The sequence below is a fragment of the Paraburkholderia terricola genome (genome assembly GCF_003330825.1).
GTDB lineage: Bacteria > Pseudomonadota > Gammaproteobacteria > Burkholderiales > Burkholderiaceae > Paraburkholderia > Paraburkholderia terricola.
The window spans coordinates 161,687-185,377 of sequence record NZ_CP024941.1; the positions used below are offsets into that span (position 1 = coordinate 161,687).

The 23,691-nt window shown below is 57.1% G+C and carries 22 protein-coding genes and 2 pseudogenes; 11 read left to right on the top strand and 13 right to left on the bottom strand.

Annotated elements, in window-relative coordinates:
- Positions 1-111: 111 nt before the first annotated feature.
- The gene (locus tag CUJ90_RS00745) at positions 112-2,313 is read right to left on the bottom strand and encodes a glycosyltransferase (protein WP_244219944.1); all 2,202 of its coding nucleotides are present in this window, start codon (positions 2,311-2,313) and stop codon (positions 112-114) included.
- A gap of 411 nt (positions 2,314-2,724) precedes the next feature.
- Between CUJ90_RS00745 and CUJ90_RS00750 the strand changes: the two genes are divergently transcribed.
- The 9 genes from CUJ90_RS00750 to CUJ90_RS00795 all read left to right on the top strand — a co-directional run bounded on the left by CUJ90_RS00750 (position 2,725) and on the right by CUJ90_RS00795 (position 12,457).
- Entirely contained in the window at positions 2,725-3,657 is a 933-nt protein-coding gene (locus tag CUJ90_RS00750; protein WP_114161725.1) for a hypothetical protein, read from the top strand.
- Positions 3,658-3,881: 224 nt separating this feature from the next.
- Complete coding sequence (locus CUJ90_RS00755; RefSeq protein WP_114161726.1) at positions 3,882-4,178, top strand: hypothetical protein; 297 nt, start codon at positions 3,882-3,884, stop codon at positions 4,176-4,178.
- Positions 4,179-4,180: 2 nt separating this feature from the next.
- Complete coding sequence (locus tag CUJ90_RS00760; RefSeq protein ID WP_114161727.1) at positions 4,181-5,518, top strand: DUF3987 domain-containing protein; 1,338 nt, start codon at positions 4,181-4,183, stop codon at positions 5,516-5,518.
- Positions 5,519-5,767: 249 nt separating this feature from the next.
- Positions 5,768-6,973 (top strand): DUF3296 domain-containing protein, encoded by a 1,206-nt coding sequence (locus CUJ90_RS00765; protein WP_244219945.1) that lies wholly within the window; start codon positions 5,768-5,770, stop codon positions 6,971-6,973.
- A 331-nt stretch (positions 6,974-7,304) separates the two neighbouring features.
- A complete protein-coding gene (locus CUJ90_RS00770; protein ID WP_244219946.1) occupies positions 7,305-7,628 on the top strand; it encodes a hypothetical protein in 324 nt (107 codons plus the stop codon).
- A gap of 442 nt (positions 7,629-8,070) precedes the next feature.
- Entirely contained in the window at positions 8,071-9,384 is a 1,314-nt protein-coding gene (locus CUJ90_RS00775; RefSeq protein WP_114161728.1) for a YagK/YfjJ domain-containing protein, read from the top strand.
- Between the two features lie 1,094 nt (positions 9,385-10,478).
- On the top strand, positions 10,479-11,540 hold the full coding sequence (locus tag CUJ90_RS00785; protein WP_152035320.1) for a DUF6602 domain-containing protein: 1,062 nt from the start codon (positions 10,479-10,481) through the stop codon (positions 11,538-11,540).
- Positions 11,541-11,578: 38 nt separating this feature from the next.
- Positions 11,579-12,073, top strand: a complete 495-nt coding sequence (locus CUJ90_RS00790) for an AbiJ-NTD4 domain-containing protein (RefSeq protein ID WP_114161730.1) — start codon at positions 11,579-11,581, stop codon at positions 12,071-12,073.
- Between the two features lie 3 nt (positions 12,074-12,076).
- Complete coding sequence (locus CUJ90_RS00795; protein WP_114161731.1) at positions 12,077-12,457, top strand: hypothetical protein; 381 nt, start codon at positions 12,077-12,079, stop codon at positions 12,455-12,457.
- A 319-nt stretch (positions 12,458-12,776) separates the two neighbouring features.
- Here the strand turns inward: CUJ90_RS00795 and CUJ90_RS00800 are convergent, their stop codons facing one another.
- The 6 genes from CUJ90_RS00800 to CUJ90_RS32255 form a co-directional block, all read right to left on the bottom strand.
- Entirely contained in the window at positions 12,777-14,225 is a 1,449-nt protein-coding gene (locus CUJ90_RS00800; protein WP_114161732.1) for a hypothetical protein, read from the bottom strand.
- A gap of 96 nt (positions 14,226-14,321) precedes the next feature.
- Positions 14,322-15,704 (bottom strand): AlbA family DNA-binding domain-containing protein, encoded by a 1,383-nt coding sequence (locus CUJ90_RS00805; protein WP_114161733.1) that lies wholly within the window; start codon positions 15,702-15,704, stop codon positions 14,322-14,324.
- A 136-nt stretch (positions 15,705-15,840) separates the two neighbouring features.
- Complete coding sequence (locus CUJ90_RS00810) at positions 15,841-17,619, bottom strand: caspase family protein (RefSeq protein ID WP_114161734.1); 1,779 nt, start codon at positions 17,617-17,619, stop codon at positions 15,841-15,843.
- 126 nt (positions 17,620-17,745) lie between these two features.
- Positions 17,746-17,877 (bottom strand): hypothetical protein, encoded by a 132-nt coding sequence (locus CUJ90_RS33560; protein WP_277998129.1) that lies wholly within the window; start codon positions 17,875-17,877, stop codon positions 17,746-17,748.
- Between the two features lie 150 nt (positions 17,878-18,027).
- Complete coding sequence (locus CUJ90_RS00815; protein ID WP_114161735.1) at positions 18,028-18,942, bottom strand: hypothetical protein; 915 nt, start codon at positions 18,940-18,942, stop codon at positions 18,028-18,030.
- 40 nt (positions 18,943-18,982) lie between these two features.
- Complete coding sequence (locus CUJ90_RS32255) at positions 18,983-19,420, bottom strand: hypothetical protein (protein WP_152035321.1); 438 nt, start codon at positions 19,418-19,420, stop codon at positions 18,983-18,985.
- A gap of 484 nt (positions 19,421-19,904) precedes the next feature.
- On the opposite strand from CUJ90_RS32255, the gene CUJ90_RS32260 reads away from it, so the two are divergent.
- Positions 19,905-20,348, top strand: a complete 444-nt coding sequence (locus CUJ90_RS32260) for a hypothetical protein (RefSeq protein ID WP_152035322.1) — start codon at positions 19,905-19,907, stop codon at positions 20,346-20,348.
- A gap of 209 nt (positions 20,349-20,557) precedes the next feature.
- Here the strand turns inward: CUJ90_RS32260 and CUJ90_RS33105 are convergent, their stop codons facing one another.
- The 3 genes and pseudogenes from CUJ90_RS33105 to CUJ90_RS00830 all read right to left on the bottom strand — a co-directional run.
- Positions 20,558-21,202 (bottom strand): toxin-antitoxin system YwqK family antitoxin, encoded by a 645-nt coding sequence (locus CUJ90_RS33105; protein WP_244219947.1) that lies wholly within the window; start codon positions 21,200-21,202, stop codon positions 20,558-20,560.
- Entirely contained in the window at positions 21,199-21,603 is a 405-nt protein-coding gene (locus tag CUJ90_RS33110) for a hypothetical protein (protein ID WP_244219948.1), read from the bottom strand. The genes CUJ90_RS33105 and CUJ90_RS33110 overlap by 4 nt, the downstream gene beginning before the upstream one ends.
- 88 nt (positions 21,604-21,691) lie before the next feature.
- Positions 21,692-22,198 (bottom strand): annotated as a pseudogene (locus CUJ90_RS00830) (hypothetical protein); the annotation flags it as partial.
- Between CUJ90_RS00830 and CUJ90_RS33115 the strand changes: the two are divergent.
- Positions 22,183-22,350: pseudogene (locus CUJ90_RS33115) on the top strand (transcriptional regulator); the annotation flags it as partial. The pseudogenes CUJ90_RS00830 and CUJ90_RS33115 overlap by 16 nt on opposite strands.
- Here the strand turns inward: CUJ90_RS33115 and CUJ90_RS00840 are convergent.
- Genes CUJ90_RS00840 through CUJ90_RS00850 form a run of 3 tightly spaced genes read right to left on the bottom strand, consistent with a single transcriptional unit; the run spans position 22,328 to position 23,633 of the window.
- Positions 22,328-22,966, bottom strand: a complete 639-nt coding sequence (locus CUJ90_RS00840; protein ID WP_114161737.1) for a cysteine peptidase family C39 domain-containing protein — start codon at positions 22,964-22,966, stop codon at positions 22,328-22,330. The pseudogene CUJ90_RS33115 and the gene CUJ90_RS00840 overlap by 23 nt on opposite strands.
- A complete protein-coding gene (locus CUJ90_RS00845; RefSeq protein WP_114161738.1) occupies positions 22,966-23,253 on the bottom strand; it encodes a hypothetical protein in 288 nt (95 codons plus the stop codon). The genes CUJ90_RS00840 and CUJ90_RS00845 overlap by 1 nt, the downstream gene beginning before the upstream one ends.
- Entirely contained in the window at positions 23,250-23,633 is a 384-nt protein-coding gene (locus tag CUJ90_RS00850; RefSeq protein ID WP_114161739.1) for a hypothetical protein, read from the bottom strand. Before CUJ90_RS00850 ends, CUJ90_RS00845 begins: the two co-directional genes overlap by 4 nt.
- Positions 23,634-23,691: the final 58 nt, after the last annotated feature.

Below are 23,691 nucleotides of genomic sequence, written 5' to 3' on the forward strand. Positions count from 1 at the left end.
GTTGAGCTTCCGCAGTTAGGCGGTGGGCAAACGATCGAACTGGGGAATGTAGCTGGACGACGGAGTATCCGGGGGAATGGCTGCCGATTCTTCAGTGGGCCGTCACGACCATCACGGCCGCCAACATCTCGTATACAGAGCCGGCAAGCGCATGCGGGACTGCGCGACATTCTGCGCGTCTCGCACGATTACCCGCTCGACAATACCCAGACGCTCAAGCATTTCGACTTGTTGAGCCACCGATCCCTCATCCGGCGAGAACAGGTTTTGAACTTCACTGAGCGCGAAATCGTCGATCCTCCCTGCACGCAGATTCCGGAGAAACGTCGGAGCAACACGGAAATCGTCGGTGGCCTCATCGAAGCTGAGTTCCGATAATCTCGTCATGGCGGAACGCAGAATCGATTCGCTGAACAGCGGCACGGTATCGAGATGATAGTTAGCCGCTTCCGGCAAGTCTCGCATCAGTACGAGCAGCAAGATCAATTGGCGTGGAGAGACACGTCCATTCCCGTTTCGCGTTGAATGCCAGAGCCACTCCTCGAATGGGCGCCCGTCGACTTGAGCCGGGAACAGAAGTCGCAACGCATCGCCAACCAGAGGTTTGTCGCCGTCGAATGCGACATTCCTAAGGCGCTGGAGGATCGGATTCGCGAATATGCGATCAAGCATCATCTTGATCAGCGCTTCGGTTTGCCACTGCAGGTTGAGTCTGCGGGTTACCAGTTTGTTCTTCTCCTGGATGTCATAGGTCTCAAACAGATCGCTCCGAATGAAAATCATTAGAGTGATCTCGGAACCATGCGCGGGACTGGACTCGGCGAGGAACAGTCCCTGCACCAACGGCTCCTGAATTTGTCGCTGGTATTTGTGGACCTCGTCGATGCGATCGACCGCGACAATCACCCTGCACCCTTCAGCCTTCAGTGCTGCGCACGTTTCGCGTAGAAACTCAGTCAGATCGATCGGCCGCCCGCCGTGAACCTTCCCGGCCGACTTGGGTGGGTCAAAGACCACGGGCCCCAACTGAATCTTCAACGAGCCATGCGTCAACCACTTCAAAAGGCGCTTCAACGGTCCCACACGCTCGCCTTTGTTGGCGATACCAGGAAGAGCCTCGCGCAACTCGGCCGCCAACTTGGATTGAGTGGGCGACTCGGTTCTCAGATGGACCGCCAGTGTACTTGCGACCGATAGCAGCCACGCTGCGCGGAACTGATCGGCGGTAGACAGAGATTTGCCATCAGACTCCAAGCGCAACACGAACTCTGCGGGATCCTCGAGCTTCAATATTAAGACTTTGCCATTCTCCACATCCTCGGAATCCGCAAGGGTGGCGAACAGCGCACTCTTACCCGCACCACGGTCCCCGACGACAATGTTTCTGCGTCCGTTGAGTAGGTCATCTAGCCCGGCTGGTGGCACAAAGTGATCGGCCAAAAGCGGATCCCGTTCGGCCTCCTCTGCGCCGAAGTCAAGATCGCCAAGGCACGACGTCGCGGGCGGCATCACGCCAATTGCGCGAATGAGCTCCGGACCTAATGTTGGGTCGAGCAGGCGGATGTAGTCGCCATCATCGACCACTGGTGCTAGTTCAGCAATGCGCAAGCTGTCAGACGTCAGTTCACTCTTTCTCAGTCCCGCCCCTTCACTCAGCACCAGGCGGATCAGAGGGCGCGCGAGCGCATCGAGCGGTACGCCGATGCGATCGGCATGACGTGCTAACAGCGCTTCGAGCACCTCGCGCGCTTGTCGGGGGGCTACAGCCTCCTGCTCGATCGTACCTTCGTCAGTTCCCGCGACGATTTGCGAAAGCGTCAGCAGTGCGAGCCGCGGGTTGCCGGCGGAGATATGCGCGGTACGATCAATCACTTCTTCTGAAGCTTCAGGTTCGATCCTTTTGAGGTATTCGGCCAGTTCGGCCCTGCTCCATGGCACGGCGTCGATTCGTCCGTAACGGGCGCCCGGGAATCGTCGACGAACTTCTTCCATGGCATCTGGAATGGTTGCCACCACTACCTGAACACCAGCTTGTCCGAGTCGCAAGGCGAGTTGCGCGATACTACTCATCGATTCGCCCGTTCGTTGGAAATCATCGAGCAATATCAGCGCATCGTCAGCATGACCCACAATCGCCTCAACCCCTGACTCCAGTGCACTTTCGGACGAACTCGCCACAACGCGCGGAGCAATACGATCCTGCAGCACCCGGCCGAGAGCATCAACCAAGTTTGCAATGCTCTCGACGTCTGTCAGATTAACGTACGCGCTCGGGCGCCCAGTGGCCTCCCATTCCCGGGAGAGCTTAAACATCAGCGTCGTCTTACCGGCTCCTATCTCACCGCATAGGAAAATCGGGGAGGTTCCATTGACCACCTCCCTTCTAAGGCTATGCATCACCTCAGTTTCGAGGTAGTAACGCACCTGTCCGTCAGCTGGACGCAAAGATCCCTGTATCCGCCCGTCATTCATTCTTGATCCCCGTTCGCGAGCTAAACTCGAGACGATCGTTCATTTTGCCAGATTATTACAGGTTAATTCGGGCGCGCGCTAAGGTTGGCGCTCTAGCTTGAGCCCGAGGCTTGCAGACTGTTCAATGAACAAGGAAGCTACGCGAACTGAGGTTGACGCTATCCAGCTGAGCGAGAGATCCTTGGCTGGTGCCCAAAGCAAGTAACGACCCACTGGACCGATTTTCAACACGCTACAGGTTCCTGAACATCCATGACAGTGCAAGCTCCGAAGGTCCAGCGTATCGCTGAACCGTTGTACGAGGAAAACCTGCCCGACAAGCCGTGTATCACGCTCGACGAGGTGATCAGCTTGATCGCCCGGCATGGCGTTGAGATTCCTGAGGAAGAGGCCAGGCAGATCGAAGATTTCATTGAGAAGTTGCTCAATAACTCGGTGATGTCTCGGTTCCAGCGCGGGTTGCCACCGGCCGCGGTGATGGAATCTCTTTATCGTCGCTGGTTTGCGGCGAGTCGGCTGCATTGGGAACTGATGGAGCATGCGAATCGCAGTCCAGTGTGGCGAAACTGGAGCGTGACAGGCCAGCCGGTCCGTCTCGACGCTGAAGGTAGGAATCGGGCTATGGCCATACTGGCGCGCGTGATTTCCTACAACCAGGATCGATTCAACGATTTCCTGTCTGGACGAGAGCAATTGACCCAGTGGTCGACTACAGCTGATTCTGCGGCTTTCAATGCAGAAGATCGCAAGTGGCTGAATGCCCTTGGTTTCGAGACGAAAGAGGTGCTCGAATTCTTCCGAGCGAAGGAGCCACTGCGCGAGGGGCACGAAGGGGAGCCAGAGTCAACGTCACAGATTTCAGTGGCTTCAATTCCGAGCGGCGAAATAGCAGTAAATGTCGATGCCGTTGTACCTAACCCTGTTAGGCAAAAGCAGCGACGGAATGAATTGGACGATGTCATTGACAAGGCTATCGCATCGGTTGATTCCTATCGAACACCTACAGTCTGGCAGGCCCTTCGGGAGCTCGCACTGGCCGGCGAACTACCTTTTACAGGCGGGTTGGATGAGAACGGCTCGCTCATGTACACAAAAGATCAATATTCACGTGACGAGAAGGAACTTGCCGTCCTTACCAAAAAGTCTCTCGGCTTGCGCTTAATTCGACGTGCGGGACGCGCTTGAGAAGAGCGACGCACGGAAATAAGCTTCGATAGCCTACCGCAAGCTTCGATCGTCTTCGATAGCCTTCGCGAAGCTTCCGAAGCCTCCAGCCCGCGACTATTGTTCGCTCCACGCTGTTTGCAGTGATCTGGGGCGATCTAGATCGAAAGAATTTGATCTAGATCGCCCCAGCTCTTGCGACGCGAAACCCCCCTTTTGTTTCGTACTTTGCTAGGAGCGAAAAAATGCAGCAACGCGTCATCACCCAGGCGAACAGTCCGGATCGCAGCCTGCCTCTCAACCAACCACCTCGGCCGGTTGTTCAGCACGCTTACATCCGTCCCAGTCACGTTGACACCGCCGTTGCCGCACTGATGTTGTTGGTCGCGCCGGAAACGATGCTCAAGTCGCACAGTCTGAACGGCCATTACTCGGGTATCCGCCCGGTTCGCCTGCCATCACGCAAGCTGGCTTGGCCAATCGCCGCGATCGAAAAGCTGCTGAATGGGTCGGCCGCTGTTGAGGCGGCGACGGAGGTGTAATCGTGCTTCACTCCATCCACTGCGCTCTGTCCGTCGATCCGGCTCGCTTTCCCAAGGAAGCGCTACCGCCGAGGCTCCTGCGCATTGCTACGAGATTGACTGATGCAAAGAGGATCACTCCGTCGATTGCCATCCCGATTCTTAACAATGGTGCCGCGTTGGCGGTTTCACCGCGCTTCCGCATCAGACTGCCGGGCGGTGGCCACAAACCAGTGAATAACATGAGCTGGATTACTTCACCTTCGGCACAAGGGCGCTCTCTGACGGCGGATCTCGCGTACGAGCCCTTCCACGATCGGGTGTTTCGCGCAGCGGCCAAAGGCGACAGCCTTACCCCGAAATCCAAGGCCCCGCTCTCGCTGTTTCACAATGCGACTCCAGAGGCAATTGTTTGCGGCATGCCAGGTGGGTTGGCGGCCGGGGTGCTGGATGATGAAGGCGCCTTGCCACGCAACCCCCGCTTCGTGCAGAACATCCCGGTGTTCAACCGGGGATTTGACGACGCGCCGATCATCACCGACACAAAAAGGGGCGGTCGAATTGTCGTCGAATCGCCGAACCTCAGCATGGCGATCCTGACGCAGCCGGAAGTGACTGCGCGTTTTGATGCGCGCCACGCCCAACTACTCCGCAGTAGCGGTAGTGCCAGCCGCGTACTCGTAGTCCATATTTGCCATATGGCGTCGCCGCGGTTCATGCCGGAGGGGACAGTGCCGGAAGTCGATATGTCGGAATGGAACGATCTCGTGAACGGCCACCTCGACGAAGCGGAATCCGGCATCGCACGCGGTATGACGGACCGACACGAGCTTAGTTTTGTAGCAGAGGCTGAACGCTGCCTTACGTCGTTTCACAACGAAAACATGGTGCGAACCATGCCGGGAGGAGATCTCGTTCTGTTGCCGGAGCACGGCGCACGGCAGATGGAGAACGCTGCGCGCCTGGCTGGTGCTTTTCACGCATTCGAGCGGATGTCGGGGCACATCTCCGCAGAAACCACTGAGTGCGCAGTGACAGTCGTACGCTGGCATACGGAGCAATACAAGCTGCGCTTCATACCACAGCCGAATGTGCCACAAGAGTACGAGGAGGCCGATCGCCTCGAACAATGGCTGCATGGGTTCGTGTATCGAACAGGAGCATTGTCTCTCAGACGTAGCGAGTTGCGTGCATACGCGCCTGAGATGGGCTTGAGTAAGGCGGCGGTAGAACGGGCGCTGACGGTGCTGTGCTCCTCGAACTACGCCCGGATTTCGCTCGGGAAGTCAACGTGGGTCGAGTTCAATCCGGCTTATTTTCACCCGCGGCGTCACGTAAATCCCTGGGGCGTGCAGTTCTGACCGAACCTGGGCGCGGTGGCGCCCTTTATGCACAGACTTGCGGGACTTCGCCAACCGAAATTTGGTGGTAGCAATCGAAGCAACGGCCGGTGAACACTTCGAAGGTTGATCAGTACTACTAGTTGATGATTGATCGCAGCCAAAATCGTGATCGACGTAAGCAAGTAGATGCACAGCCGTGAATGGCGGTGGAGACCAACATTAATCGCGTCGAATGCCGTAGGCGGTTGACGCGAAAAGGACTTTGACATGGCACCAAAAAAAGAATGGCTCGATGCAGAACGAGCACAGCAACTGATGGACGACGCACTTGCCTTCAAGGAAGTGCACAACCGCGTATTCGGTGATCGCGACTCCGAAATCCTGCATAGCTTCACGCAGGGCTCCTTGTATTCAGTCATTGCGTTTGTGCAACAGGTGATCCGGACGAAGGACGTGGCGTACAGAATCGTTGACCGGAACGGTAGGAAGAAGGCGATCGAGGCATCGACGTTGGCCCGGTACTTCGGATTGCTCGGAGGGATGGCGCGCGTGTATTCGCGCCGGTACAGCTATTCGCCGCTCCTTGATCTTTTCTTTGCCATCTACGCAAAGCACGCAATTCGTCAGTGTACTTTGCGAGGTCCGAGCCGGCAATTCGACAGCTGCTCGATTGAAGGGGAGGTGTTTGAAGACTTCGTTAGGTGCCTGCGTGAAGAAGGTACGCGTGTTGGCATCGTCAATCAGGTCAACGACTGGGAAAACACCAGCGACGAAAACGACCGGAACGTTCGGCAATATGTTGAGACGCTGTTTGATAAACATGGATCACTCTTGCCAGTCGATGTAGATCTTTGCTACGGAAGTTCGTGCGTCGACGAAGGGCAGATGTTCGAATTCGCTACGGCGATTGCGCGGGAGCACGACGAAGACATGGCGTTCCTGTACGGCAGCGAGGCTAATGCTGCTGACACGCACGAACCGATACCGCAACACCAAGTTGCCACGGTGATAACCGACCGGGACCGTCTTTGCACGAATATGCGTGCGAAGCCGTCAATCTTCGGGAGCATGGTCGGGTACGTGTGGCGGATCGAATGGGCTTGCACCGGGTTCTACCTGCACATGGTGCTTCTGTTCGAGGGGTCGACGCCGACGACCGACGTTTGGTTGGGCGATCAAGTCGGTCAATACTGGGTAGAGTCCGTCACCAAAGGCCGTGGTTCCTTTCGCAACCTGAAGCGTTCTCGCCGAAAACTCGATGATGGTTCGGTGGTGACCGGGAAGATCGAACAGAGCGAGACAGAAAAGTGCGGGACGTTGACGCGCGCGCTTTGTTGCATGGCGCGGAGGGATCGATACGTTGTCGTGAAGCCTTTGTCGAAGTGCAAACGCTTTGGCATGGGGCGTAGGCCGTCGACGAAGCCAGATAGGGCAAGGGCTGGCAGAGCCGAGTCCAGACGCAGACCCCAGTAAGGGTGTTCCCCGCGGGCAGAGGTGGCAAGCGTTGATGCCTATCAGAGATAGCTCTTCAACCATATCCGAGGTAGCTCTTCCCCTTATCCAGCAAGCCCGCGGGGCATCTCTTACACCGGCTTGCCATCTGATCCCTTGGACGGGACATAACGTTGCCGGCAGCCCGAACAGTGCCTGACCGCCGGTCCGCCACGTAGTGGTCTAGACGGGCGTCATGATTGATTCGTCGTTGATCGGCGCGTGTTTCGGGGCGGTCAACGATTCGTGAGATACCAGGTCCTCAGGTATCGGAGGGTGGACGGTGCCAACAGAATTTTTACAGGAAACGAACATGAACATGAACGGAAATGGAAAGCATGGCCCAATGGGTGAGGTGATGTCGCGTGCGCGAGGCGACAGCTCGAAGCGTGCGCTCAATGAACTTGACATCAACGCGCTCCGGTCGGGCCTGGAGGCGTTCACGCCCCCGAAGAGGTACACGGCGATCGAAATCGTGCGCGTGTTGTTTCCCTTACTCGAGACGAAGCGTAAAGAAGGCGCTTCGCCGGAACAACTTGCCGAGGTTCTGGGCGAGAACAATTGGGAAGTTTCGGTGCAAACGCTGAAGACGCTTATGTCGAAGGTTCGTAAAGAGCGAAGCGATCAGCGAACGTGAAGCGACAAGGTCGCGATTGAGCACTCCGATGTCCGCCGGTGGACACCGGGATGATGGGGCGTGTCGCTCGCGCATTCTCGTGACACCGCGCACGGAACACTCATGCAGTTTCGCATGCTCCGTTCGGCTCAGGCGAGGTGGCGAACACTAACTTGACTACCTCTAGTACGGGATGCGTTTCACGCTGCCGACGTGAAAGCTTCGTAGTCCAACCGCGGCATCCACAGTAATGAAGTAGAGAAGCAATTCCGGTTCTTACCTTGTTAGGTTTTTAGGTTGAATGCCTCATCTCAGATAGCTTGATGTTTCGTTGAATCATCCGACTCTGATACATCAATGGATCTCGAGATCTCTCACGTCGAACCGTTGATCACCTTGCTGGGGATATACAAGAGGACGCCGATCCCCATGGATAAGTTGAAGAACGAATAAGAGAAGAACGATGAGCGAAATCACTCAAATAAGCGAAGTCGCTCGAGGCGACGCAGACATCGAAAGGTGGTTGCTCGATTTTGCGATCAACTCGATGAAGAAAAACGACAAGCGCAGACCTCACGACGGTGCTGATACGCGTGCGGAAGATGCAGCAACGATCACGAAGTGCATCCGAGACATCATCGACTCGGACGACACGCTGTTTAGCATCGTTCGCAAAAGCGGTATCGCATTCGAATCTCCTCGGCTGCTTAGACTCGTTCCGACACAACTCGGAACGAAGTTCTTGCACTGCCTGGACATCGACGTCGAATATCTCAGCATGGGAGAGTCGATAGACGAAGCCAATCCGTTTGTGGGCCTCTTCAAGCGAGCGGTTGACCGCAACCATATGGACGATCTAACGGCGGGTCTGCAACTGAGCCCGGCCCGATACGAGCTGCGATTCTTGTCATCGATGCGACGGGGCCTGTTTGATGATGACGTGTCGGCGTTTGCATATGCGTTAAATGACGCAGTGGAGGAGATTCGAAAGCAGGGTAGAGCGAAGCCCTTCCTCGACGAGTTGACGCTTCATCTTAGACGCGCAGCGAAGAACTATCGTTCAATCGTCAAGCTGCTTCGAGCACTGTTCGAGAAGCATCGTCGCCTGCTGATCATCCGTGTGGACTTTGAATACATGAAAGCAACCCGGTCGATACCCTATGCGGAAGTGCGTAAGCACGCAAACGCTTTGGTCCGGTATCTGAAGCGCATCCGGCATCGCAACCGTAAGATATTCAAGGCCTACGTGCTCAAGCTCGAATACGCGCTTCGTCGGGGCTGGCATTTTCACGGCTTGATCGTGCTTGATGGCCACGTAGTTCACGGAGACATCCACTACGGCAAGAAGTTCGGCGAGCACTGGAATAAGGTGACGACCAAAGGAAAAGGCGGCTACTACAACTGCAACGCCACGCCCCGCAAGTACGGCAAAACTCTCGGCGTCGGGATGGTTGAGCGTCATAACCGGGATCGTCGCCACGCGCTGGAAACGATCGTTGCCGGCTATCTCGCGAAGCCGGACTTCTACGCGCCGCTGATGAAAGCCGACGGCGACCGTCTGCTGTTCAAGAGCGAATTGCCGAAAATGCGAGCAGTAAAGCGCGGACGCAGGAGCCTGAGGGCCGATGCATCGCTTATACCCGATTGCAATCCGTTTCCCTTCGAGGTAAAGCGGGGCAACGCGGCCGGGAACTCATTCGATGTCGAGTCGTTTGATGAGTCGGTTGCCGAAGTGATCTCGCTTGATGGTGATTGGGGAGATCAAATCGAGCCATAACAGGCCCAATTATCATGCGGCTACCTCGGGGTGGGCATCGAATCACGGTGCTCACCAAGACGCTGCTATGGGCTTTGCGGGCAAGGAAACCGACCGCTCGTTCCATGCTTGAACGCTGCGTGTCCGGCCCCACCCGTCTGGCGAGACCTATCGAAGAGTGAAGGGTGGCTTGGGGTGTCGCCGACCGTCGATGTGGGCTTTCGCGTATTCAACCGCAAACTGGCAAGCCGCTTGCTCGGACGCGCATAGCCGAGAATACCGAGCGCTTCCCGTTTGCCGCTCCGGTGTGTAACCAGTGCGGTTGCAGCGTAGCCTGGCATCGAGACCGAGGCCAGAGGCATAATGGTCGATGTCTTGTATTCCACGGGATCAGCATGCATGGCGGTTTCTCCGTGGTCGCCCGCTCAGCAAGCCGGCACATCTCGACGACACTACGTCGTGGTGATAGACCGGTGGCCGCTCGACGCCAACCTATCCATGCTCGCCGTCTCTTTCGCGAACATATCGGTGACGAATCGCTGATTCGCGTTAAGCCGACTGCGACGGCGTGCACGCTGACGATGGGGCGTTAGGGTTTGTCGTGGAAGCTGGGTGAGCAGGAAAGAAGGTGACGAAACCGAATAAATGGGGCTATAACGATTCCGTTTTCCGGTTGGCTGTGTCGGTGTGGGCGAGGAACTGGAAAGGCCCGCCAGCCGGTTGTAACCGGCTCCAATTCAATTTTAGGCCAGTCGCGCGGAAGAATTGCGTGAGTCTCGCTGTGCCGATCCTGCGACTTCACTGGTTGCACAAGGGCTCGGCACGACCGAAGCGCGAGTAGATCTCCTGCTGGATTTTGTGTGCGTGGTCGTGCTGGAAGGAGCCGCCTGTCTGCCCGGTGCTTCGCCGGACCCGAGGCGGTCGCGTCCGATCTGAATAGACCATGTTGCAATGGGAAGGCGGTTGTGCCGAAATCGAAAGCGGCGCCGGAGGGGCGTGTTGAGTAACGCTTGCCAAGGGGATCGTCGTCTTGGCGCGATTCGTATTGCTTTTCGCGCTTGCCGTTGCATAGGCAGAGACCTCCATACTCGGTAGCTTCAGTCGGCGATAATGTCGTGCGAACATCGCTTCGCGATTTGCCGGTCAGTTTGAATGTCGAGCGCCGAGCCGACTTGCTCGTCTGGCAGACGAGCCAGGCGACGCCTCCCAAGGTCCAGCTTCTCTGCAAGATTGCCAAAATGACAAAACAGCAAGTAGGAAACGCGCTGCAGGCGCTTCTAGACGAAAAGATGCGGGTGTTTGCCGAAGCCTTTGTTGATGGATCGCGGCGCCTTTTCGTCGATGATAAAGGGGCACTGGTCCATCCCGGTGAGTTCGGCTCATACCGAGAGGCCATCACTCATGTCTTTTTGCGTGCTTTTATTCCGCAGCGAATGGCGGCCGACTCAGGTTTCGTCGTAACGTCATCGGGTCACATCAGTACGCAGTGCGACGTCGTCATCTACGACCGCTCGGTGACGCCGCTGCTGCAGAACGACTATAAGCAGCGATTCTTCCCTTTGGAATCTGTCTGTGCGGTGGGTGAAGTTAAATCGGTCATGTCATTGGCGGATCTCAAGGCGGCGCTGCGGAAGCTCTCGGGCGTGAAGTCCCTGCGGGACACGCTGTACGAGCCGAGGTACGTGCACTGCGTCAAGGAGGACGGGCTTGCTTCTGAATACGAGCCGCATCGCGATGAACGCGATCAGATCATCACGTTTCTGATCTGCGAAGGATTTGCATTTGACATTGCTGACAAAATGGAAGAGGTGCTGTCGTGTTACATTCAGGAACATCCTCAATACCCGTCGAACCTTCGCCATAACTTCGTTTTAAGCATCCGGGACGGATTGCTGACATACGTGCACCACTCTGGCCCACTGTTTCCGTTTCCGACGAAGTCGACTGAGGTGGTGCACTACGACAATACCTCTGAACCTCAGCGGGTCACAGTCGAGGGGCGTCGAATGAAAAATCGCCTAGTGATGCCGCATCCAGGATCATTCGAGCATCTCAGGCATTTCTCAACCATGATGCATCAAGCGCTCACGATAGTCTCTGTGTTGTTTCCGGATATGGGAAGGTATATTCAAGCGCAAGACGATGTCTGGTACAAGGATGTCGACGCTGTCGCCTGAGCGCTGCTGCATCTGATTGTCGTAAGGGGGACCGGCACATGAAGAAGTTTTATACGGAGCGGCATGGCAGTATCAAACCGAGGATCGCGGAGGTGCTGGACGACGCGGCACGTAGCGCACTTCTGACGCTTGTATGCGCCCGTATGGACGAGGAATGGTTCGGCCTAGCCTTTCCCGAAAAGTGCAGCGACGGCTATGCATATGCCGGAACGGATTTCGGCAAGCTCAAAGCTACGATGACTGGATACGGCCTCTTATGGCCCCGGGAACCAGTCGATCACGATGCCCCGCCAGATGATGGCGCGATTTTCGATCTGGTCGAGTTCTCTTACGAGTACGTTGCCGAAGCGCTTTATCCCGAGTTCCACTCGTACATGAGCCATTCGCATTACACGTACGACCAGGAGAGCGGTCGGCAGAAGTTTGCCTTGGACGTGAATCGCATCTTCGAACGCAATGGCATGGCTTTCGAACTGGTCGATGGTGAAGTGATCCGCCTTGCCCCTGCTGTTATCGACGATGAACTGGTCTAAGCATTGTTTCAGACTGGCGACGCAGCGCTCGATAGTCTGCTTGAGACTGCGCGACATAAGTTCCTGAATCGTTCTACGGATGTGAGGCGAGAAGCGCTCGAGAAGTTGTGGGATGCGTGGGAGCGTCTGAAGACACTTGAACCGGGCAAGGACAAGAAAGCCAGTACAGCGGCGTTGCTGGACAAGGTATCGTCGGAGCCAGTGTTCCGGGAGTGTCTTGAACACGAGGCTACCCGACTGACCGAAATTGGCAACACGTTCATGATTCGGCATACCGAGATGAACAAGGTGCCAATTGTCGAGTCGTCACAGATCGATTACCTATTTTCTCGGATGTTCGCTCTGATCCGCCTGGTTCTGAAGACAACGGGCCGCGGTGGGTAGATGCCTGTCGGCCGCGTGCGAACCCACTGGCGGGTCGTGAATGAAGGCAGTCCGGTCGGCGACTATCCGTTAGCAGCTGATGGCACTGCCATGCCTGACCTTGGCAAGCGCCGGAACGGCCAAAATTGGGCGTGGATGATGAAGGCGATCTGTGCGAAGCGCAATTACCATCCGATTCGCGCCGATGCGCCAACCGCGTCGCATTGGAAGCGTGGGTCTACCCAAACCGCCGGTGCGCGGGCGCCGCACGACAGCTAACCCGCGGCAGACACGGCGTTCTCAAATCGGATCGACGCGGGTTGCGGCGGGTAAAGAGAATCTAACGTGTGCGGGGAGGGCGATCGTCTGGCACCGGCTCTGAAAGCTGTCTGATTGGGCGATTGAGCGTGTAGTAGTCGTAGTAGTGGTCGCTCGACCGACTGATCGATAGCAGAATGCGATTCGTCAGCGTGCGCAGGACTTTGTTTTCGCGGATGGCCTGGATAGCTCGGTCTTCAGCGATACCGCCGCCGTGCGCCGCCCGGTTCCTGTTCAGCCATACGTCTCTTTCGAGCGCACTGACATCCAGCCCTATCGCCGCAAAGAATCTGTCGGCCAGAAGGCCCTGCGGCGCCGAGTTCAGATGCTGCGCCTTGTTGCCCAGCATTCGCTTCTCGTCGGGCGACAATGCGGAGTCCTGGATGCACCGATTGATCTGCGTGTATAGGTTTTGCCAAGCGGCATCGTCGGCCACGATGCGACTGTGAATTGCAGTGCCCGTCTCGCCGAAGTACGTTCGCTGCAGCGCCTCGATTGCTGCCCCAAAGTGCGCCGCGGCCATGTGTATGGGTGCCGCGATGGCGTGCCAGTAGTTCCAGAACGCGTTGCGGAGGTTGTAGATGTCGTAGGCTTCGAACAGCCCAGACGCCAAACGGCCCAGTAGCGCAGCATCAACTTCACCTTCGTAGCGCGTTCCGAGTGGAGCCGGGGGACGACCACTGATGTCAGCCGCGTCTTCGACAAGCGCGTGTCCCGCCCTCCCGAGGAATGAGCTCGGCTTCCATTCGGCGTCGAAAGTGGTGCTTCCGAGGTGGATGAAGTAGTCGCCCAGGCAGAAGGAAAGGCATTGTCTGATGCGCGAACGGGTCTCTTCGTCGGGCAAGCCGAGGTAGAGAATAAATCCCGGATCTTGTACGTGTTCCGGTTTCGCGCGAGATTGGCCGATGACGACGTCCCAGCCGCCAACAGAAAGCCGGGCACAGGAGCGGCTATGCTTCTCCGACGTCGACGTTAGTGGAATGACAATCTCTCCGCGTGCCGATTGCAATGTCCTGCTCTTTTGCTCAGTTTGCTCAACATCGTCGGAATCTGGCCATATAAAACTGCCCGACAGGTTTCCTATCCAGTCCATCACGTACAGCGCTTCGCCTGCATAGCTGTGGGTCCAATGCAGTGACTGGATCGTTGAGGTCTGAACCACCTTGCGTTCCTCTGCCGAAGTGGTCGTGCGGTACTCCAAAGGGATAACGCCGTGCGCGGTGACGGTAGCGCCGCCATGCATGCCCTGCCAATGCACCGCACCATCTGCCGTCCAGACCCGGTTTGCCACCGACTCGGAACGAATCGCCCCGCCGTCCGCTGCCGAGATGGTTTCCAGCACGAGATCGAGACGGCGGTTCCGCCTGACGACAAACGAGGTCACCGGGCCAAGCAATGGGCCGTGGTCAGTGACCGTATAAAATCGGCTGTCGATTCCGGTCTCAAAGAACTCCCACTCCTGGTAATCCATTTCTATCGCCCACCTTGTTAGAGTTGTACGTTTCCTTCGAAAATTTCTGAGGTGACGAACGGCTGCGGAGGAGGGTTGGTGGTGCACAACGCCAAGCTAGCGTGAGAGCGGAAACCCAAATGCGTCACTCGACTGCGTGTCCAATATGCTTCTCCACGACTCCGGCAGCACCTTTCGGTTGCTCGCCCCTGCTCGTGCGTAAAGGTAGGCGTCGTGTTGCACGGCGACTGGCTTTTGCGCGGCTGAGAGGACTTCGACAATCACTATAAGCGCTTCGTTGAAGTAGGTCCGGGAAAGGTGGAATTCGACTTCTCCCTGAATGGAGCCTTTGATCTTGCTTTTCAGCAGACCGAGATACCGATCGATGCAACCTTCGTCAGCCGACGCTTTGGCCCACCGCTCCAATTGCTGCTCGATGCCGACCGGAATACAGTCATCGTCAACTCCGATGTAGATATGGCCACCCTGCGTGTTAGCGAACGCGACTACCGTTGTTACGATCTCCCTTAGCTTTGTCTTGTTTGCTCCCGTGCCGAGAGGTTGTTCCGGTTCGATGAAGGGCTTAAACTCGACACCCTGACCTTCCCCATCATGCAGGGCCTTCCCAATCTGTTCGCCGAGTGATCGTTGCTTTGGTCCGAGGATCTTCTTCCCCAGTGACATGCCGGATAGGCGATCCTCGCGATGAAAATCGAAAACCGAACAATCGTGGTCGATCAGGTAGTACTCTAGGCGGTCGATGTGAGCGGGGACTGCGATCCTGCACATTGAGTTTTCCACTGGCGCGTCGAAATGGCGGATTGCCGTTCCTTCCCAATATGCACCTTTTGTGATGAGAGAGATCTGATCAACCTGGGTTCCTGCTACGGTGATATTCAGCGTTCCGTCATCGGATATTCTCGCATCAGAAACATATGCCCTGGTCTCGGGCAGCAAGAAGAAAATCTGATCGTTCCGGCCATCGTGACTCCCGTGGTACACGCGGAATGGCAACCAGTCGCGGGCCGCCTCTTCAAAATCAGGGTAGTACGGTTGATCTGGCAACAAGAGCGGTGCCACGTATGCGTGAGCGTGCGCCCCGGCGTGACCGATGCGTAGGCCGACAACCAGCCCGGCGCTAGCCAAGTACTCGTTGTTCGGAGGTACGAGGTCAGTGCGCCATTGAAGTGGCGCCTCGCGCGTCAGCCTTAGGTCGTCAAACACAGCGAACCCATTCGTTAGTTCGGTCGCGAATTCGAGGCATTGCGTTGCGGAGAGCATGTCCTCGTACAGGATAGCCTCTTCATATCGGCGAGTGGAGGCAGCAATGGGCATCTCCCCATCGCAACGGAACCATTCGACGGTACAGCAAAGTAGTTTCCATTTGCCGTTACCGCCTATTAGTACGGCGCGTCGGCGAAAGCGACCCGTTCCGTTAACATTTGCGAGATATTCGACCAGTTTGTTAGGCAATGCGTCTGAGGTGTACTCGGGATTCATGATTCAAGTTGCCGTTCGCATAGGTTCCAGCACGTTTGTCCAAAGGTGGCGCGCGAGTTGCAGCAGAAGACTGTACTTCATGGTCGCGATTGTGTCTGGGGGCTATCGTTGTGTTCGCAGTATTTTTGCAAGACGACTATTCGTCGTCATCGTCCCAGTCAGCCTCATCGACGTAACGGAGCGCATTCTCGTAGGGGACACCTGCTAGCGAGTACAAGCGCACGGTACCCGCTTGATCGAGCACGGCAAACTGCTCGGCGTCGAGAAAGCAGATACCTTCGATGCCGGTGGCGCGGCCGGCGGCGTTGTCAACGACCTCAATCTCTCGTCCGTCCCGGTGATCGAGGAGATAAAGCAAACCCTCACGGCTGGCGACGACAAGAATTGGCGACGACGAGGTGCTTGCCGAGAACAGCAGGTCGTTTGACGCAAGACTGTCGCTGAGGCAGCTTCCCTGTTCAGCTGTGAGGCTTTCTGGCTCAAAGAGAAAGCGGCGGATGATCTCATTGTCGGTCGCCGTGTTCAGAATTGATTGCATGCGAGCCGCCGGCGTTCGCACGGTTCGCCCGAGTTCGCGTGTCCATACGACCTTTCGTGATGTTAGCGAGATCTTGTACACCTTTCCTCGCGAGCCACCGATTACCACGTGGGGGTCGTCCACACGACAAATGAAGTACAGCATTTCTTGCGTGTGAAGATCGATGTCTCGAATCACCGGCTCGCCGCTGCCGAACTCGACTTCGCACAATCCGCCCGAGGAGCCGCCAATCCAGGCTCGCGTTTCGTCGAGAAACAATGCCGTGTACCAGGACTGATTCGGGGTGTCGACCTCACGGACGCTCCGACGGGGTATGTCAACGAGATAATAGCTGGAGGTTCCTCCGAAAATCACGTGGTTGCCCGCAGGTGACGACGCAACCCACAGAGGTTCCTTGATCCCGAGCTTCACACGCCGGTACCGTCCTCGTTTTTCCTCTTTCCACAACGTATCCTGATGGTTATAGACGATCAGGCCCTCTCGCCAGGTGGTCATTAACTGCACCTGCTCATCAAAAGTGTAATAACCCTGGCCGGCGATCCCGTCCACGCAGTGGGCTTTGCGACTTCCATCCCTGTACGCGATGACGCGGCGATCGTGAGGGTCCTTTACGAGCCCCCTTGTGCTGTCAACAAGCGGGGTTTCAACTGCGATAGTTGCCACGACATTTGGAAGATCGCTAAAGGTCAGGTCTGACGACAGGTTCGAATAGAACCATGGTCGCTGACGACCATTGCTCGCGGTGGAGACTTGCATGCCGACGTCTTTGAAGACGTCCTCTACCGTGAGACGGTGCTTCAGCAGCAACGGGCTGAGTTGAGCACAGTACGGACCGTTTGAGCCGGAGCCGTCGGACGCGGATTCGCCAGAACTTGTCGAATAAGCGATCAGGGTATTGGGGTGAACTTGCCCGCCACGGTGTTTTGCAGCTGTCGCAAGCTCCTCAAAGCGAGTTCTCTCATCCGAGGTCCAGGACGTCTCGCTTGTGCGGCAGCAGTCCAGGATTAAAATGCGTGGAGTCGCTTCAGGGTGCGGTTCGCCCAGGATTTCCGTCGTGGACACGGCATACTGGGGAATCAATGGTGCACTTCCGCCCGGCATGTCAACGGGGTAGAGATAGGTCAGTCCGTGCTGCTCGCAACCATGTCCGGCGTAGTAGAAAACCGCATAAGACGGTGTGGCAACGATTTTCGCGCAGAACCCGGCGATGGCTGCGCTCATTCGGTTGGCATCGAGATCTGTGTGTAGTTCGGTCTCGAATCCTCGATCCTTGAGATCTTTCGCGATCTGTCCGGCATCGGGGGCCGCATTCGCGAGCTGATCAAAATCTTTGGCAACGTAATTGCCGTTGCCGATTACGAGCGCGATTCTTTTCACTTGCTTTTCCCGGAATTTGTGTCAAGGTTTGCCGCCGCGATTGGCGCATCTCGCGAAATGAGCTTCAATCCCCGCCGATGATAAGCAGCCACCGGGCACAAAGAAATGACCCCCAAATCCTTGATGTCAGGCCAGATGCGTGCATGCCTCCGGCGGCGAGAGGCGATCAGCGTGCCTTTCGATCCTCTCAAGCTGGTAGCCGAATCTGTAGAGCGGAACGATGCAGCATCTGTTCTGCTGGCGCAGGGCGAGCTTCATGATGCACCCTTCGTGCAGTTCGGAGGTCTTGTCACTTGGCAATGATCCGTTGAATCTCCAGTTGAGTCTTGTCAGTACGGTTGTGGATGTAGAGATGATCGCTTCACGTCCCGAGCGCGAAGGTTCCGCCAGGTCGCCCACGGACGCCGACTATTTGAAGTTCGGGTACTGAATATCGGCTGCGAGGGAACAGACTAGACGATGATCGTTCACGTGGATCAAAGTGAGGTCATCGCGATCTTGCGCGCCGATGAAGAACAGATAGCCTTTCTCCTTCGAATCACGCGGACCTTCCTTGCGCGTCGCATCGATTTCCTTTGCGACAACGGTTCGTCGGGTCTTGCTCCAATTGCGCCAGTCGACTCGTACCCGAAAAGGCCATTGAGGTGCCTTGCTATCTCCCCATTCACCAGCACTCAATGTGACTTCGAGGTGGTCGTCGGTCCGTATTGGTGCGCTCCATGCAAGTTCCGCATAAAACAGTTTTGGCTCACCGAGCTGCGCGAGAGTGTCCCATTTGAGTTTCCTGAAGGCCGTCAGGTACGTTTTCGCCTCGACGCCGGGGATCTCAAGAACGCGATCGCGATCGTAGGGGAAGTTGATGAAGCTGCGGCAAATCGGCCGAATTGTGTTGGCTTCTGTCTGACGCTCCGTCCTGTTATCAGCGGGAGGGCGGGTTTGTCCGCCGCTAGTAGCTGTCGGTGCGGGCGTTATGTCTGTAGCGTCAATATCAGGGGCTCCCGTTAGACGGGGCGTACGAAGCACAAGCCGGGACGGATAGCGCGCTGGAAATCCGGTTTCCTGATTAGTGAGCCTTTTGGTCTTGCCGCGGCGTATCCATTCCACCTGCTTTTCGACGTCGCAATCCGCCTTGTGAGTCGTCGGGTCGCGCATCTGAAAATACGGCCGTGGGATGTTCTCTGGCTTGTAGGACATGGGCCAGAGCTTCGCCTCGCAGCCGATGCAGGCGTAGCGATCCTTGTCCACACCCCCCGTCAGCTCGATTTCCCACAGGTCTTCGGCCTCAACGATCTTACGAGTGCTTGTGTCCAATGCTGAATGCATGCATACCTCTTACGATGCTTGCCGTACGTTCTCTGTGACACTATTCGAAGCTGATGTTCTCGGTTGTTGCCCAGCCCACCTTGTTCGCGCACTGGCCCGACAGTATTTTCACTTTCTGCCACATATCGAGACCAGCCATTTTTGCCGTTTCGCCATAAAGCGAAATAGGTGTGCCGGCCGGCGCCACGCAAACTTGAAGGGCTGGGACAGTGGCGGCATCCAATGTGGGGCGCGAAACGACGAGACTTGCACCAGCTGAGCGATTCCGCAGGACGTAACCCTTCTCATGAGGGGCTGCCGAACTGCCATAGTTGATCGTCACATTTCCCTGGTTTGTGCCAATGGCGGGGCTTTCAGTACCTGCGGTAGACACTTGAACCTTCGGTTCATTTTGCGATGCCGCTACCGGCGGATAGAAATACAACGCGAGACTAACGATTGATGCGGCGGAGCCCCAAAGCCCAATCTTTTCTACCATTGACAGATCCTTGTGCCATGAAAGCAGTTTCGAAAAAAACATGATGTCGTGTTAAAGCTGTGTAGTCTCCTTGGTATATCGGTGCAAATGCCGTTATCTTTAGTGCGAACTTGGCTGTTTTTATGCGTATTGCGTGCGCCTCGGTATGGCGAGGGAGTCCGATGTTGTTTACGCGTGCTTTGCGACGCGAGGTGTGCGAATCGGCGCGCCACCAAGATCGCGACTATTTGTCATGCGGCCTTACTCTGAATCTAACTCAACATCACCGCGTCACCATTGCGTATGTGCCTGAAGACTTTGATCAGGGTCGGACAAATATCGGCAAGCAGCGCATTGAGCTGTGGCAACTGCGGATAGCTGGAGCGAGGTACTGCGCCACAGTCATGTACTATAGGAGCGAGCCAAGAAATCGTCGAGTCAATGCCCGTCTGGCCGACACATCACATTGGTTTTCATCGATTCTTTACCTTGAGAGCTTCAAACAATGCCAACTACCGGCTTTCACTCGGAATGGATTACCATCAGATCCACGCATTTTCACCGAATCCTTTTGGAATGTCGGGCGAGCTTTCCCGCTGACGATGAGCAATTAATCGCGAGAGTCGCAGTTGAACTGCTGGACAGAAATTCATCTGGCGAGGCTAGGGTGCTGAGCGTTTACTACGACGACAAATCGTGTATGCACAATGTCCTCATCGCTTCCACAGATCAAAATGATCGTACGCTTGAGGATACTCTTCGTGATGTCCTTCAAGCCATTTTTGGAAACGGGAACCCGCAGGTAGAGTTTATCCATGTCGCCCCCGGCGATACCAGCTCCGATCATTACGACCACATGGAGCATCTAAGCGTTGGCGCTGATGTAGCGGTTAATCGCTGGAAGCATCGGGACGACGAGTACATGAAAACTGTATTGTCTCCAAGCTGAAACCAGGAACAACGAAATTGCACGTTGATGTGCCTAGCGTTCTCCACGATTGTTTCGCTTACCGACGCATCGGGGCTACGTTCATTACATACTCGTATCCGGTGCGAACCTTTTCGTTGCCGGCGCGGTTGAGCAAAAAAAAATCCGGGCGTGCATGGCGAGGTGCGCCCTACGGCGCACCTCTGGCGGCGATGACCGAATTCGCGAGACTAGCTAGGTTGCTTGCCCGCCTTGCACCATGATTGCCATTCACCGAGTTGATCCGCCGTGACCATCGCATCGGCGCCGTTTTCACGACGGTACGCTGCGGTCCATGCGTCGACGCAAGCGGTTGAGCCAGGCGACGTGTTGGAGACTGTTCGGCCAGGTACGGCAGGGGCGGAGGGATGTTTGCCTGTGCGACAGGACTCTTCCCATTGCTGCTTCAGTTCTGGTGCCGGAAACGCTGGATGGTCGGGCACCGCTCGATAAGCGTCATCCCATTCGTTTATGCAAGTATCGAAGTTCGAGCCGTCCGCGCCCACTTCGATACCGTCAGAATAGGTCTTGTCGGAGATCAGCGTACCGTTGGCGTCCCATTCCTTGTACGCCCCGTTCAGCTTGCCGTTCGTATAGGTTGACCTGAGGGTGATCTGCTTGCCGTTGGGCGCGTAGTGGACGACTTCCCCCTCATACTTTCCGTCGACGAATGTTGCGCGCTTAGCGACCGCACCGGTATTCGGATCGAAGGCTTCCTCGGTGCCCGCCGCGATGCCCTTGTCCCAAGGGAAGGTGTGAATGAGTTTGTGATCGGTCCAGCTATACACCTTTTCTGTACCCTCGGGCTGTCCGTTGCTGAATGTCACCTCCATCACGGACCATCGTCCTGCCCACCGGAAAGCTTGAACGAACCGTCGAGCGCGCCGTGCTTAAACGATGTTCCGATGCGCACGACGTCCGACTGCGGCGTTTTGCAGACCGCCGGGCCGTCAAGCAGGCCGCCGTCGATCTGGACATCACACATGGCGCCGGAGAGCAGGGTTTCGGCGCCCGATCTGCCGAGGAACGACTGAGCATTGTTTTCAGCCGCGGGCACGCTGCCGGCGATGGCGATGGCGATGGCGATGGCGATGGCGATGGCGATGGCGATGCTCGCGAGTTTGCCCGTGAGCTGAAACCCGGCTTGGCCGATCAGCAGCAAGCGATCAGGAACGTTCGTGAGTTTCCCGGAAAACGGTTCGTTGGCGCTTCCGTCATAGACTTTGCCATTCACCATCTGAGCGTTGCGATAGTCGAGTACTCCGCCTTTGCAGCTGGCGAGAATTACGGCTGTAAACGCAATGGTGGCGAGCGCCGCGCTGCGGTGTTGGCGCACCGAGCGACTTCGGCAGGCTGATCATGATGACATTGGCGTTGCGCGGATACGCCGACCACGAACCTGTAACCGGATAGCTGTTCGTGTCGGTCCCGTTATAGGTGCAACCCGAGGCATCGCTTTTGTCGACGGTCGCAATGCCGTTCGCTTTGATGTTCAGCAGAAGGCAACCGCCGCCGATGTCCGTCTGTGTCCCCACTGCCTGCTGTACCGACGTGTACGCCGTGTTGGGATCGCCGAGCGTGTACAGCACCGATCCGTTGACGGTCGTCGCCGAGTTCACGTCCGTGCCATTGATCCAGGGCAGGCCAAGCCCCTGATTGACGAGCATCACGCGATCGTTCGCGTACGCCGTGGTGGCAAGCCAGGCAGTCGTCCCGGAGGGGAACGTGCCGGACATCGCGCCGCGCACGGGATTGCGGTAGTCGATCTGCAGCGCGCTTGAGAGCGGTTGACCGCTGACGTCCGTGGTGCGATACGAACCCGTCACCTGATCGGGTCGAGACGCTGGCGAACATCTGCCATGCGCTTGGCATCACGCTCGCGTCGCTGTTCGGGCCGCTGGACGGCGTTTCGCTTGCACCGACCGGTATGCGCCGCACGGATGCGGCGACGCCACCGGAAATCAGGCGCAGCCGGTACCGGTAGCGCCGTCGTCCAGCAGCCGGATCGACACGGTACCAACCACGTTCGCCCGGATTGTTGCTCTGGCCGTGATGTAAGAGGCGTACGACTCCCCGAATTCCAGCCGCGCGTTGCACGCGGCCAGCATCGGCGCAGTCTCTGCCGGATCGAGCAGCAGCAGCGCTTTCGGTATCGTGTCCCGTTCCTCGATTCCAGTCACCAGCGCTGCATGTACGTTACCGGTTCGACGGTTGACGACCCAGACGATCACTGGCCATCCCGCAGCCAGTTCCTCCGGGCAGAAGCGCAGGAGTTCACCGGACGTACCTGAGAGATGAACCGGCAGCACGCCCGCGTTGAGTTCACAGACAAAGCCGGCGAGCGCGGAAGGCGTCAGGCCGTGCAGGTAGTGCAGCCATGCCCGGTCCCAGAATCGCGCAATGGGACCGCTCGGGTAAGCCCGGACATCGACGGCATCGGCCAGCCTGCCGAGCATCGCGAGCGCCATCGCCGCGCAGTGCAGCGCGCTGCCGCCATCCCAGTCACATTGCCGGCTGAAGAGCGGCTCACGCTTTCCCGCAAGCGTGAGCTGCCGTCCCGGATGCAGCGCCGGATGCAGCTTCTGGATCAGGGTGGACATCAATAGTCCTCCGGCAACAGGATCGTCGTGAGCGCGCGGTCGGCCTCGGTGATTAGCCAGACCTTGCCGCCGCCCGGTATTGCGTAGCTCGACAGCAGCCGTTTGCCGGACAGCAGCGCGAGTTCGTTGGCCGCTAGGTCTTCGGCGGGAAGCTCACCCCAGTCACCATGAATATGACGCGCCAGCAGCCGTATGGGATGGATGCCGGCAGCATGGAGCGCGGCTTCTGCCGCGGGCGTGATGGCGGTGCGCCCCATCGGGAAGCGTGGGCCATTGATGGAGTTCATGCGCGAAGCTCCTCCTCGTATTGAGTGGCGGCCCAGGCTGGATACCGGCGGCGTGCCGGCTGGACTTGGGGCATGCCGTCTTGGGGCACGACATCATTGAGACGCTCGATGGTCGTGTTCGCGCGATTCCATTCGGTGACCACGAGAATGCGCGTCTGGTCAGGCAGGCGGTAGACGGAGATGAGTCGCAGGCCGGTCGCGATCGACAGGTCGTTCTGGCGCCTGTCATCTTCGGAGACGATGCCCCAGTCGCCGGCGATATGGCGTAGCACGATGCTGATAACGGGAACGCCGTTCGCGCGCAGTGCGGTGAGTGCAGCGGGTGAGACGAGCAGCCTGCCCGGCTGAAACAGCGGCTTGAGTCGGGTCGGTTCATGCATGTGTCGCTCCTGGGAATGGACGAGCACGTGGCTCCGGAAGAACCGGATGCGTGACACG